This is a genomic window from Mucilaginibacter sp. P5_A6 (assembly GCF_056400585.1).
This window is the reverse complement of the sequence record NZ_JBFUKZ010000008.1, coordinates 238,551-251,741: the sequence shown is the minus strand read 5'-3', so window position 1 is coordinate 251,741 and position 13,191 is coordinate 238,551. Positions and strand designations below refer to the sequence as shown.

Below are 13,191 nucleotides of genomic sequence, written 5' to 3'. Positions count from 1 at the left end.
AATCTAAAAATGATTTACAAGCATTCGAAAACTGTCCGGTAGGGAAGTATGTTTGGTGGCGGAGAACAAGTCTATATCGATTATCCCTTTTTAAATGATTAAATGGCGACCAATTATCTGAAAAATGATTATGCCTTCTTACCCTATTAAGCGAAGAACACATCAAAAAGTTCTGAAAAATCGAAAAGTATCTACTTTATAAAAAGCTATTTTGAGACAGTCTAAAAAATAGCTTTCAAAGTGCTTTAAACAACGATTATTGTTAAATTTTTATAGAAAAAACCACCCCGTTCGGCCATACTCAAACATTTCGCGATCTGCCAAAATATCCCCCTTACCGATAGCCAATTGATAACGATGCATTGCCGTATAAATTAAGGCCAAGTCTTGGCTTTAATATTTACATTATAGAAACCACGATTGCGTAATGAATGAAATCAAATTTTGACATTCGTCAATACTTCTACAAAGTTTTGTCGACGTATTTCTGTCTGTTAATCATACCCTCTCGACAGAACCAAAATCCGGAAAACAACTATTGTCTTAACGCAAAGGGGATCGAACCCTTTCGATAATTAATATTTGCTATGAAATCTGATAAACCAAATTATAATATATTGTTTATTAAAAACGTATAATAATCTTATGATATCGGATACCTATTTCAAGTTTCGCGGTCGCTTTGAGTTAAATCCTCACCGGTATGATATCGGTTGGCTAATATTTACAGACAGGATTTTCGGTTTAAATTTCCTTGTCAATAAGATTTATAAGATCAAAAAAGATGAGTACGCTACGTTTTACAATTACCAGTTAAATCACTACCTTGAGGGAAACGCCGGACAGGAAGAGGCTTTTTTCGATCATGTTTATGATATTGTAAATACCAGGATTAAATTCTACAAAGGGCTTAAGCCGTCCGCCCAGGGATTGAAATTTACCGCCAAACTGGAAGCGTTTCTGGCATACCTGGAAAGTATTGATCAGTGGCACAAAACACAGCCCTTGGAATCAGTTATCGCTGATAAAAATAAACAGATTGACCAGTTAGAAGCAAAAATCAAAGAACTGGAGAACCAGATTAAAGATTACATTAAATATGAAGCCGGTGAAAAGATCGTCATCAGCAAGGACGGCCTGCCGGTGTTCATTGACCTGATTGATCAAATAAGGGATTTGAAGTTGCCGAACGATAATAAATTGGTAAACAGCCAAACGGCAAGCCCCTGGTATAAATTGATCGCCAAGAATTTTTTAAACGGAGATAAACCTATTGCTATAGGCACCGCTCAGAATTATTTCCCGGCCGATAAGGAAAACCCACCTCCGAAATACACGATCATCGCCGAAAAAGACAAACTCTTCAAAATTATACAAAAGCCTAAAAAATAGGCTTTTGTCTTTTCATTCGTGACCAAACGCCTCCAATGGTCATTCATTTTGCTGTTTTAGCCCTCATTTTTGAACCATTGTATTTAGTGGCTGGTATTTTATTGTTCCGCTGAACGGGTTTAATAAAGAAAGGAGGTTATCACGGTGCGAAACTAAACAAGATTTAATATACAAACATTTGGGGTCACCCTATTAAAGTCCCCAATTAATAAAATAGCGCTTGCCCAAATTTGGACAAGAATTATTCACGAAAAAAATATCAACTATGACAGCAATTGAATTGATCACTAAGGAGGATTTAAGGGAGTTTAAAGGAGAGTTATTGAAGGAGATCAAACAGCTGATGCAGCCCGGACAAGGGCAATCTAAGAAATGGCTGAGGAGCGTCGAAGTGCGGAAGCTGTTGGGCATCTCGCCCGGCACACTTCAGAACCTACGAATTAATGGAACACTGCGTTTTACCAAAGTAGGTAGTATTATGTATTACAAACTGGAAGACATCAACGAGATCCTGGAGGGTGAAGGCAAATGAAGTTGCAGAAGGAAATTGTTAAAGAATTGGCCGGTTATGCCAGCCTGGTCAGGCGCATGGAAAAAGACGACCGGCTGCTGCCAACGCATCTTAGCCTGTTTACAGGTTTGTTTGTCTGTTGGCAGCGGAACGGTTTTACAAGCCCGTTCAGTGTGACCCGGAAAACGCTTATGGCGTTTTCCAAGGTCGCGTCAATTGCAACGTATCACAAGTGTATCAAAGAACTCGATGAATATGGTTACATCCGCTATGAGCCATCATACCACCCCAAACTCGGCAGCCAGGTATACTGGCCAGCCGGTTGGGAAGTGTAGCCCGATACTTTGTATCGGTATATCTGTATACCGGGCTATACAAATAGCTGCATATCGGAATAACTGGTTATTCCGATATATGGATAGACAGATATCCAGCTATATCAATCCGGTGCAGCCCTTGGCTGCACCGGTAATGATTTGCTTCGCAAATGAGGAAGGGAAAGCGGCGGTCGCTTTGCGAAAGCGAAGGGAGCAAGCGGAAGTTGGGCAGAGCCCTACTTTGCTTGCCCTACGCTTCGCTACGGGGGTTTTACGTATCCTCCGGGGATACTTTAGGGCGTTTCCGCCTGTGAAATAAAAGAAAACAGGATACTCGGCGGTATCCTGTATATAGGAATAAAGGCATGACTGTATAAACAGCTATGCCGTCAATATGAAAGGATAGCATGGAAGATATCAATGTAAGATCAGTGAGATACCCGGTTACGGTAGATCAGAAGTTTGAAAAGATCGCCCTTAAACTGGGCAGGACAAAGCGGCAGGTGTTTATCCAGATGGTCGATTACTTTTATAAAAGCAAGAAAGACCCGCTGGACCTGAATGATGAGTTATTAAAAAATGCGCTGATGAAGAATCACCAGCAGTATATCGGTTTTATCAAAAGCCAGGAGAATATGTTGCTCATTCCGATCAAAACAGAAATGGATCGGGTATCTGTATCACAAGCCAAGATCATCGAACGTTTTAATACGCAAATCCTCAAGGCGAATACGGATTTGCTAAATAATCAGCACGTGATGGCGCAAAAGTTAACCGGAATGGATGCGCTGATGGAAACGATTTCGAAAAATCAAAAAAGTAAGGAACACCTGAAAAAACAATTCCTGTTCATCTTTGATGGTTACATCAAATCACGGGAGGCTTTCGGGATGATGACATCGGCCAGGGAAAAAGATGAGTTGATCGCTGTTACCAGATCGCAGGTAAGTTTACTTTAATCATATATTTTAATTCCCCCTTTAGGGGGTTAGGGGGCTTTATGTTTATCAATATCACGGACAGCAAAGAAGCAGCGAACAAAGGCAGCAGCGCGGGACTAGTAAATTACCTGGAAAAAGAAAACAGGATTGATCATAAGCAGGAACCTGAATACTGGTTCAATGGTAGGCAGATCAGAATCGAGCCTTATGAGGTCATGCGCACCATAGATGGTAATGTCGCCAAGCTGGGTAAAGACGATGCTAAGTTTTTCTTAATCAATATCAGCCCGAGCCAGAAAGAGATCAGGTTTCTGAAAGAACAGTATGGCGAAGAAAGTGCTAAAGAACATATGAAAGGCTTTGCGGTCAGGGTGATGGATGCCTACGCAAAAAACTTTAACCGGGATGGTGTGAACAGTAACCAAGACTTGTTATGGTTCGCCAAGTTGGAAAACTACCGTTACTACAGCCATACTGATCCGGAAGTAAAACAAGGTTTAAAACAACGGGGCGAACGTAAAGAGGGTGAGCAGATGCATGTGCAGGTTATTGTCAGCCGTAAGGATATAACCAATAAGATCAAGCTTAGCCCAATGAACACCTCAAGAGGAAAAAATGGAGAGCATTCTAAAAAGATGGGGCAGTTTGACCGGGTAGCATTCAAACAGAGCGGAGAATCTCTTTTCGACAGCCTGTTTGGATTTGACAGGCAGTTAAAAGATACGATGGCATATGCCAATGTTCAAAAGAACGGGGAGCTATCACAGCGGGAACAATTAGGTGTGTTGGCCGAAGGAGCTTCGCAAAATTACAAAAGCAGGTCGGTGGCTAATGAACTCGCTCAGGGAGTTGCGGAAGGCTTATTTACGACAACAGCGAATATGCTATCGGCAGCGGGTAAGACAGCCGCAAGCTTCCTAGAAGTGATGCTGGAACCGATGTATACAGGAGGTGCTAATATTGTCCCTGAAAGCGAGGCCGAGGCAAAGAAAAAACGAAAGAAAAAATACCAGGGCCAGCAGATCTCGCATTGAAGCAGTGAGTTATTATAGAAAAGATATTTGTCCTTTTGATATATAAAAGTGGCCATGCAGCTGCGGCAGGCGGCTTCATTACACCACGCGCTGCGCTCCGGGTTTCATTACGCCGCCAGTCTCGCCGCCGCACGTGCAGGAGTGTATTCGTTCCTCATACACACCTGCCTTTCCCGCCCGCGGGTTATCGGTTAGTCACAGCACCGCGGTCACAAAATTAGCTCACGCATGAAAAGTGTCAAGGGTATATAAACCGGCTATCGCCGGCCCTTGACACTTTTCATGCTTTAAGCTCCCGGTTGTTTAAGCGGTGATATGACTGAGTGCGTGCAGTTGAAGAAGAGGTGCACGGCACATATAATTACCCTCGCAAATTAACGTTTGATGCCGCCGCTACCTAATGAACGCCCAGGACTCTGATCCTGTTCGGGTTTTACTATACGTTGTTGCTCTTGCGTTTTCTCCATGGATGTTCCCATGTCTTGAACGATGCGGTTAACCCATTGCGGTAAATTAGGAGCCTGTTCGACAAGTTTACCATCAGCATATTTCAGATATACCGAAATATTTTGTCCCTTTTCCTTAGATGCGGCTTTCATTAAGATAACTTGATCAAAAGTATGGTAATATTTTTGCAGGTTAATTAATGACTGCTCATAATTAGCTTTGATGTTATCTGCCGATACATCGTGCCCTCCTTTAGCTACCCTTAAACGTACGCGCTCAAAAGACATAGCAATTTCATCCAAGCCAAAGAAAAATAATCGGGTACTATAGCCCTTAAGCTTAAATTCATTGACTGATTTCATGATATCTTCTGTTCGAAAGTTCGTCTCGAAAGCACAGGTTGCATTTTTGGCTTGCATGGTTTCTTTCCAGCCCGAAAATACATGCCCGTTAACTGCGTCATATAAATTACCGCTGTCTAAACCTGGAAATTGCTTTTTTAGAAGTATAAATTCTTTATCGCCATCAAAAATAGGAGTACCAGGTGGTACCATGGAGGACGACAGCGTGCTTTTACCAGCGCCATTTGGCCCGGCAAAAACAAATAGTTCCGGCTGTTCCATTAAAATCTCCTGCTGACTATCTGGCTGTCACCTGTGGTGGTATTTACTTTAACCAACTCTCGATGATCGGCATATTCACGAATAACGTGATTATTATACTCTTGATTTCCCGCTGCCTCATAAACGTTATAGAGACCCAAATGAGTGTTTTCGGCTTCTACATTTTGGATTTCAGGACACAACCGTTCTTCCAGCTCTTTTAAAGAACATTCAAAAACTGGTATGTAAGTTAGTTGCTCCATTAGAATTTGTAGTTCCGCCGCCTTTGCTGGGTGCCAATGGCTCACAGGAATAAGAACAGCGGTTGCCTTTTGTTGTTCGTCGTAAACAATATTAAATGTATCCTGACCGATGAACTCTTTCAAATTTAGTGTTTTATACATGATTTTACAAATTATTGTTTAACAATAGCGTGATGCTGAAGCGCTTTTTTGTGCTGAATTGCCCCATGGGGAAACCTCATATTATTGGATTGAGATTGGACAGGCGTTGGCTTACTTATGTTGCCTTGTTGTTCTTGTAGTAACCCTGCCAACGCATTGATCTGTATTTTTAAAGCCAATGCAAATCCGAAAGAAATTGCGGCTGTGATAACCAAGCCGAAATAAACAAGTAGCATTTTCAGTTTTATTTGTTCAGGAGAGGATTTAAGCACTTTATCAAGTTTTTTCTCCAAATTGTCTATAGCAATTTCTAATTTGTTATCCGGTTGACGGTTAACCAGCTTATCCAGTTTCACGCTGATCTGTTCAAATTGGGAAGTATAATCCGGCAAATAAACTTTTGGATAGTTATTAATGTTCTTCTCCATGTTGGCTATGCGGTCATTATACGTTTTGCTATGTTCGGTTGACCTGTCGGTAACTTCCTCCAGCGAATCGATTATATCATTGTTTTGATTGCTCATTTTCGTTAAGTGTTTAATTCTGTAAGCTATCGGCCAAGGGAACACGATTGATCTCGTTTTTCCCTTTTGTGTTGGTTAAGAATATAATGAATACCCATGAAGCCGCTTGAGCCTTCATGGGTATTGGGTAGGGGGCTATTAATAAAGTTGTCTTAATTTAGACATATCCTGACCGACTTTAAGGTCAAGGATCTTTGCATAATGCTGGGTCGTTTTGATGTTGGTGTGACCCAGCATCTTACTTACACTTTCAATAGGTACACCATTGGAAAGTGTAACCGTCGTAGCAAAGGTGTGCCGTGCAATATGGAAGGTTAACTTTTTAGTAATGGCACAGATGTCGGCAATTTCTTTTAAGTAAGCGTTCATCTTTTGGTTGGTGGATACTGGAAGTGCTTTCCCTGAATTTTCGCAAATCGGAGAATCACTATATTTATTCAGGATAGCAATTGCCGATGGTAAAAGGGGAATACGTGTGGGTGTAGCTGTTTTCTGCCGTTTGGTATTGATCCATTTCTCACAGTCAGGACCTGTGACGACCTCAAACGCTTTAAGCTTAAATACATCAGCGTAAGATAGTCCAGTGTAGCAGCTGAAAAGAAAAATATCCCTGATCTGCCCTAAACGTTCGGTTGCGAATTGCTTAACAACCATTCGCTGCAATTCTTCATTATTTAAAAATACCCTGTCCACTACTTTAACTTTCGCTTTGTAATTGACAAAAGGATCACTGTTTAACCAACCGCTTGCAATACAGATCCGAACAATCTTTTTAAAGTTTTTAAGGTATTTAACTGCTGAATTATTCCCGCATTTTCTTACAGAGCGAAGGTAGAAATCATAGCTTGTAATAAAATCATGATCAATGTCACGGATATCGATGTCAGCGGTATTATATTTCCATTTGATGAATTCGGAAGTATGCTTTAAAGAGGTTTGATAACGCTCTAATGTCCCTTTTGCAAAATCGGCACCGACCAAAGCTGCCACCTGTGCATTGTGGTCCTTAAATATATCAAGGATCATCCTGACGGATTCCGTTTTACCGGTGAGTTTACTTTTTAGCCGTTCGGCTGTAATGGCTGCTTTTTGCTCCGTAAGGCTTTGATGCGCGTCATACACCATAGCTTGTAACTGGTCAAGGTATGCGTTAAAGGTTCTGGAAGCTTCCTTGGTTCCTTTTAACCGCCCTGCTTTGCTATTCCATTGTAAAGGATCGCAGCTTCGTGCTGTTGTAGTTTCAGACCGTTTACCGGCAACGGTAATACGAAGATAGATCGGCACGGGGCCGTCTGTGTAGTTTTTTGGTTTCTTCAAATAGAAGAGTAAGCTGAAATTAGTTTTCATGTTAAATAACATTAAAAGTGAAACAAAACTAAGCTTGCAGCTAATCATAATCAAGATGTTTAAGTATTGAACATCTTGATAGTCAAAAAGATATGACTAATTCGGTGAGTTTAAATATCTCAAAATTTACTCACCTAATTACGCACTGTTTATATGCGATTCGGTGGATATTTTGAGTATTGATAAAAAAACAAAAGCCTGCAATCATATGATTTGCAGGCTTTTACATAATTTGATATCAAAATCAGCGGAGAGGGAGGGATTCGAACCCTCGATACCCTTTTGAAGTATACACACTTTCCAGGCGTGCTCTTTCGACCACTCAGACACCTCTCCGGTTTGTTAAATGGATTGCAAAGGTAAAATATTATTGCATTCGCCGGTAATAAAAAAGCGGGTCCTTTTTACAGGGCCCGCTCGCACGAAAACTTTAACTCAACTTAAAAATTATGGCATTCGTCTATATTGACAATAGGTAAGACCAAAGGTTTAATTAACGTAAAAAATATTTCGTGCCAATGCAGATAAACAATTTTAGCTTATGTTTGCCTCATATTGCCACAAGGCAGTTTTACACTATAAAGCTTGTTTAGTTTAAATGCTGAGCATCAACGACATTAAGAAACCTATCGCTGCTGATATCGATGCGTTTGAGGAGAAGTTTAAGTCTTCTATGCAAAGCTCAGTACCATTGCTTGATCGTATTACCCATTACATTGTTAAACGTAAGGGCAAACAGATCAGGCCTATGTTCGTGTTTTTCGCGGCCAAAATTTGTGGTGGCATCAATGAGTCGACCCACCGGGGGGCTGCACTTGTAGAGCTGCTGCACACCGCTTCATTGGTACACGATRACGTGGTTGATAACTCCTATCAGCGCCGCGGCTTTTTCTCCATTAATGCTTTATGGAAAAATAAAATAGCTGTTTTGGTAGGCGACTACCTCCTGTCGAAGGGATTGCTGCTTTCTATCGAAAATAATGATTTCCAGTTGCTTAGAATTGTGTCAGACGCAGTGAAGCAAATGAGCGAAGGTGAGCTGATGCAGATAGAAAAAGTTCGCCGGATGGATATTGGCGAACCGGTTTACTACGAGGTGATCCGTCAAAAAACGGCATCACTTATTGCTTCCTGCTGTGCCTGTGGGGCGTCATCTGCAGGGGCAAGTGATGAAGTGGTTGAGAAAATGCGTTTGTTTGGTGAAAAAATAGGTATAGCTTTCCAGATTAAAGATGATATGTTTGATTTTGGTACTGATGATGTGGGTAAACCCCTTGGCATTGATATCAAGGAAAAGAAAGTTACGCTGCCGCTAATCTACTCGTTGGCAAATACTACGTCGTCCGAAAAGAAAAGAATCATCAACCTGGTTAAGAACCATAATGATGAACCGGATAAAATTGCCCAGATCATTAAATTTGTGAACGAAACGGGTGGTCTGCAATATGCAGAAACCCAAATGAAAAAATACCAGGACGAGGCTTTTGCCATACTGAACACTTTTCCGGATAGTGACTCGCACAAAGCGTTGGAGCAACTGGTACGCTTTACAACCGAACGGAATACATAAAACCTCGTTTAACACCTTATTTAAAATTTATTGGTGTATCTCTGTTGATCTCTGTTAACTTTATCATGTACTAACAGGATTAAACGTATGGCAACAGATCATAAACAAGTTCCTTCACTTTTTGAGTGGGCGGGTGGAATGACAGCATTCGAAACACTTTTTGATAAGTTTTACGACAAAGTTTTGGCCGATGAATTGTTGGAGCCCGTATTTAAACATATGTCGGCGCAGCACAGGCTACATGTGGCACACTTTGTAGCGGAAGTTTTGGGTGGACCTAAAATATACAGCGAAGAGGAAGGAAGTCATTTTATTATGATAAGCAAACACTTGCAGAAATACCTCACCGAGGCACACCGTAAACGCTGGATGGAACTATTGCTGCAAACCGCCGATGAGCTGTTGCTGCCCGATGACCCTGAATTTCGCTCGGCATTTTTGGCATACCTGGAGTGGGGTACCCGTATTGCTGTAATTAATTCAAAAATGGATGAAACAACTGAGGAAATTGATGCGTCAATGCCGAAATGGGGCTGGGGCGTGGTTGGAGGGCCGTATCTGGGTGATAAATAACCGCTTTTTAACTTCCCGAAACTTATTAACTTCGTAAATGCATTCCTTTTTTCTCAACTTTCCAAAGATCACGATCTTCGATATAGTGGATGTGGTTTTGGTTGCCTTTATCATTTACCAACTTTATAACCTCATCAGGGGCACCATAGCCGCCAATATTTTTATTGGTTTTGCAGTGATATTTGCCATGAACCTGGTAGTTAACCAGTTGCATATGAAGCTGCTTACTGCTATACTAGGCAAATTTGTTGATGTAGGGATCATTGCCGTTATTGTGGTTTTTCAGCAAGAGGTACGGCGTTTTTTGCTGCTTGTGGGTAAGAATGCGTCGTTGCAGCGCAATAAGGCCTGGTGGCAGTATTTCTTTGGTAAAAAAGAAGTAGAGAAAAATAATTATGCTCGCATAAAACCAATTATTGATGCCTGTAAAAGCATGAAGCAAACGCGTACCGGGGCGCTCATTGTGTTTGCAAAATATTATGATGAGCAGTTTTACCAAAACAGCTGCGAGGTTGTTGAAGCCAAAATCTCCAAACGGCTGCTGGAAAGCATCTTTCAAAAAACAAGTCCACTGCATGATGGGGCTGTTGTAATATCTGAGAATAAGATTAAATCTGCAAGCTGCATTTTGCCGCTCACCGAAAAGACCGATCTGCCGGCACAGTTTGGACTACGCCACCGTGCAGGAATCGGTGTAACAGAGGCTAACGAGGCGACAGCCATTATCATATCCGAAGAAACAGGCGAAATATCATATGCCAAACAGGGGCGTGTAAAAATGAATATCAGCTTTGCCGAGCTGGAAAAAGTTTTGAATAAGGACTTTTAGGATAGATACAAAATCAGCATTAAAAAAGTAATTTAACATTTGTTATTAAAAACATAGCAGCAATAAGTGCGTTAATTGACAAACCTTTACCGGGGCTAACCGATTAACCATATCCGGTGGCGGTAAAATGATAGATTTTATTATTTTTGTGAAAAATTTAAACCGATGAGCGAACTCATTAAAAAACAAGTAACTGAAGCAAAGGCGTCCATGGATAAGGCCATTGATCATGCCGATAGCGAATTAAATAAAATACGTGCCGGTAAAGCCAATCCATCTATGCTGGATGATGTGATGGTTGACTATTACGGTTCACCAACTCCATTAAGCCAGGTTGGCAGTGTAAATACTCCTGATGCACGCACTATTATAGTACAGCCCTGGGAGAAATCATTACTACCGCTTATCGAAAAAGCCATTAAAGAAGCCAATCTTGGTATTAACCCCCAAAATGATGGTATCATTATCCGCATAAACGTTCCGCCTTTAACTGAAGAACGCCGCCGCGACCTGGTAAAAAAAGCAAAGGCCGAAGCCGAAACCGGTAAAATAGCTGTTCGTAACATCCGCAAAGATGCCAACGAAAAGATTAAGAAATTAAAAACCGAAGGTGTATCTGAAGATGAGATAAAAGTAGGCGAGGCTGAAATTCAAAAACTGACCGACGCCTATATTATCAAGGTTGATCAGCTTTCAGATGCTAAGGAAAAAGATATCATGACGGTTTAATATTAACCTTATGTCAAATTAAAAGGGAATGAGCTACTTAGCCATTCCCTTTTTTTATTTTTACTGCCGAAACATGAATATATTACTTTCTTATTTGAAAAAACACCGCTGGATAGTGGTTATGGCGCTTTTTCTTGCTGCCATGAATATTGGGTTTTCATTGCTTGATCCATGGATAACCGGCCGTATTGTTGATCGTGTTATTGAGAAACGCAGCAGTCTTCAATATGAAGAATACCTGCACCAGGTATTGTTGCTGGTTGGTGCAGCTATTGGCGTGGCCATGGTATCTCGCATAGCAAAAAACTTCCAGGATTATTTTACCAATATTATTACTCAAAAGGTAGGTGCCGAAATGTACGCCGATGGTCTGCGTCATTCGCTTGAATTACCTTACCAGGTTTTTGAAGACCAGCGTAGCGGCGAAACACTGGGCATATTACAGAAGGTTCGGTTGGATTGTGAAAAGTTTATTACAGCATTTATCAGCATATTGTTTGTATCACTTATCGGGATGGTATTTGTTATTGTGTACTCGGTAAGTGTTAGCTACCAGGTAACGCTGGTATATTTTGCAGCTATACCCATCATCACTTTTGTGAGCATGGCCATGAGCCGCAAGATAAAAACAATCCAAAAAAAGATTGTTTCAGAAACTACAGCCCTTGCCGGATCAACTACCGAATCATTAAGGAACATCGAATTGGTAAAAAGCCTCGGCCTGGCCAAGCAGGAAATAGAAAGACTGAATAACACTACTTATAAGATCCTTGATCTGGAACTTAAGAAAGTAAAATACGTACGTAGCATGAGCTTTGTGCAGGGTACAACGGTAAACTTTGTACGCAGTGTAATGGTGGTTGTACTATTGATGCTCATATTCAAAACCACCATATCGCCAGGACAATATTTTAGCTTTTTATTTTACTCATTCTTTTTGTTTAACCCCTTGCAGGAATTAGGCAATGTGATCCTGTCCTGGCGCGAAGCAGAAGTATCACTGGGCAACTTTAAGGGGATTTTGAGTACGCCTATTGACAAAAAACCTGAGAAGCCGGTATTACTCGAAAAGGTGAATACCTTAACCTTCAGTAATGTTACTTTTAAGCACTTAACGGCCAATCGCAACGCGTTAAACCACATCAGCTTTGAAACCAATACCGGCGAAACTATTGCCTTTGTTGGTCCTTCGGGCTCCGGGAAAACTACACTGGTAAAATTACTGGTGGGCTTATATCAACCATTGGAAGGGGATATTTTATACAACAATATTTTAAGTAAAGAGATTGATCTTGACCAATTGCGCGAAAAGATAGGTTTTGTTACACAGGATACTCAGTTATTCTCGGGTACTATTCGTGAGAACCTACTGTTTGTACGCCCCAATGCTACCGACGAGGAGTGCATGAACGTATTACAGCGTGCAGCCTGCCAAACCTTGCTGGCCCGGGCTGATAAAGGCCTGAGCACCGTAATTGGTGAGGGTGGTGTAAAAGTATCCGGCGGAGAGAAGCAACGCCTTTCCATAGCCCGTGCGCTGTTGCGTAAGCCAGATATCCTGGTGTTTGACGAAGCTACGTCGTCATTAGATTCTATAACCGAAGAAGAGATCACCGAAACCATCCGCAACGTATCCGAACTGGAAAATCATATTACTATCCTGATAGCCCATCGCCTGTCAACCATTATGCACGCTGATTGCATTTATGTGCTCGAAAAAGGTCGTATAATTGAACAGGGAAGGCATCTTGACCTTATAACTCAGAAAGGCCTTTACTATGCCATGTGGCGCCAGCAAATAGGCGAGAAGCTTACCGTGGAGGTAGAGTAGGGTGCGGATTTCAGATGTGTAAATTTCAGATGTGCAAATTTTGAATCAAGCGACAAGGTGTTACCATCACCTTGTTGCAAGTATAAAATTTAGCAAAACTCCTAATGGAAATAACGTTTTAAAGATTTGTTATCCTGAAC

The 13,191-nt window shown here is 41.3% G+C and carries 14 protein-coding genes and 1 tRNA gene; 10 read left to right on the top strand and 5 right to left on the bottom strand.

Features of this window, described 5'->3' with window-relative positions:
* Positions 1-645: 645 nt before the first annotated feature.
* The 5 genes from AC1DO4_RS11320 (at position 646) to AC1DO4_RS11300 (ending at position 4,195) form a co-directional block, all read left to right on the top strand.
* Positions 646-1,392 (top strand): hypothetical protein, encoded by a 747-nt coding sequence (locus AC1DO4_RS11320; RefSeq protein ID WP_188834293.1) that lies wholly within the window; start codon positions 646-648, stop codon positions 1,390-1,392.
* A gap of 265 nt (positions 1,393-1,657) precedes the next feature.
* Entirely contained in the window at positions 1,658-1,924 is a 267-nt protein-coding gene (locus AC1DO4_RS11315; protein ID WP_188834294.1) for a helix-turn-helix domain-containing protein, read from the top strand.
* Positions 1,921-2,238 (top strand): hypothetical protein, encoded by a 318-nt coding sequence (locus AC1DO4_RS11310; protein ID WP_188834295.1) that lies wholly within the window; start codon positions 1,921-1,923, stop codon positions 2,236-2,238. Before AC1DO4_RS11315 ends, AC1DO4_RS11310 begins: the two co-directional genes overlap by 4 nt.
* A 389-nt stretch (positions 2,239-2,627) precedes the next feature.
* Positions 2,628-3,179 (top strand): BfmA/BtgA family mobilization protein, encoded by a 552-nt coding sequence (locus tag AC1DO4_RS11305; RefSeq protein ID WP_188834296.1) that lies wholly within the window; start codon positions 2,628-2,630, stop codon positions 3,177-3,179.
* 41 nt (positions 3,180-3,220) lie between these two features.
* Positions 3,221-4,195: a DUF5712 family protein gene (locus tag AC1DO4_RS11300; protein WP_188834297.1), complete on the top strand. Its 975-nt coding sequence runs from the start codon at positions 3,221-3,223 to the stop codon at positions 4,193-4,195.
* 374 nt (positions 4,196-4,569) lie between these two features.
* Here the strand turns inward: AC1DO4_RS11300 and AC1DO4_RS11295 are convergent, their stop codons facing one another.
* The 5 genes from AC1DO4_RS11295 to AC1DO4_RS11275 form a co-directional block, all read right to left on the bottom strand.
* Entirely contained in the window at positions 4,570-5,265 is a 696-nt protein-coding gene (locus AC1DO4_RS11295) for an ATPase (RefSeq protein ID WP_188834298.1), read from the bottom strand.
* A complete protein-coding gene (locus AC1DO4_RS11290) occupies positions 5,265-5,648 on the bottom strand; it encodes a hypothetical protein (protein ID WP_188834299.1) in 384 nt (127 codons plus the stop codon). The genes AC1DO4_RS11295 and AC1DO4_RS11290 overlap by 1 nt, the downstream gene beginning before the upstream one ends.
* Positions 5,649-5,659: 11 nt before the next feature.
* Positions 5,660-6,076, bottom strand: a complete 417-nt coding sequence (locus AC1DO4_RS11285) for a hypothetical protein (protein ID WP_188834300.1) — start codon at positions 6,074-6,076, stop codon at positions 5,660-5,662.
* 234 nt (positions 6,077-6,310) lie between these two features.
* Positions 6,311-7,519, bottom strand: coding sequence for a site-specific integrase (locus AC1DO4_RS11280; protein ID WP_188834301.1), 1,209 nt, complete (start codon positions 7,517-7,519; stop codon positions 6,311-6,313).
* A 248-nt stretch (positions 7,520-7,767) separates the two neighbouring features.
* Positions 7,768-7,855: transfer RNA gene (locus AC1DO4_RS11275), tRNA-Ser, on the bottom strand.
* A 262-nt stretch (positions 7,856-8,117) separates the two neighbouring features.
* Between AC1DO4_RS11275 and AC1DO4_RS11270 the strand changes: the two genes are divergently transcribed.
* The 5 genes from AC1DO4_RS11270 to AC1DO4_RS11250 all read left to right on the top strand — a co-directional run bounded on the left by AC1DO4_RS11270 (position 8,118) and on the right by AC1DO4_RS11250 (position 13,051).
* Positions 8,118-9,089 carry a polyprenyl synthetase family protein gene (locus tag AC1DO4_RS11270; RefSeq protein ID WP_477415808.1) on the top strand — a complete coding sequence of 324 codons (972 nt, stop codon included), beginning with the start codon at positions 8,118-8,120 and terminating at the stop codon, positions 9,087-9,089.
* A gap of 87 nt (positions 9,090-9,176) precedes the next feature.
* A complete protein-coding gene (locus AC1DO4_RS11265) occupies positions 9,177-9,662 on the top strand; it encodes a group II truncated hemoglobin (protein ID WP_477415806.1) in 486 nt (161 codons plus the stop codon).
* Positions 9,663-9,699: 37 nt separating this feature from the next.
* Positions 9,700-10,491, top strand: a complete 792-nt coding sequence (gene cdaA / locus AC1DO4_RS11260; RefSeq protein ID WP_477409045.1) for a diadenylate cyclase CdaA — start codon at positions 9,700-9,702, stop codon at positions 10,489-10,491.
* A 165-nt stretch (positions 10,492-10,656) separates the two neighbouring features.
* Positions 10,657-11,220, top strand: coding sequence for a ribosome recycling factor (gene frr / locus AC1DO4_RS11255; protein ID WP_477409043.1), 564 nt, complete (start codon positions 10,657-10,659; stop codon positions 11,218-11,220).
* A 73-nt stretch (positions 11,221-11,293) separates the two neighbouring features.
* Positions 11,294-13,051, top strand: coding sequence for an ABC transporter ATP-binding protein (locus AC1DO4_RS11250; RefSeq protein WP_477415804.1), 1,758 nt, complete (start codon positions 11,294-11,296; stop codon positions 13,049-13,051).
* Positions 13,052-13,191: the final 140 nt, after the last annotated feature.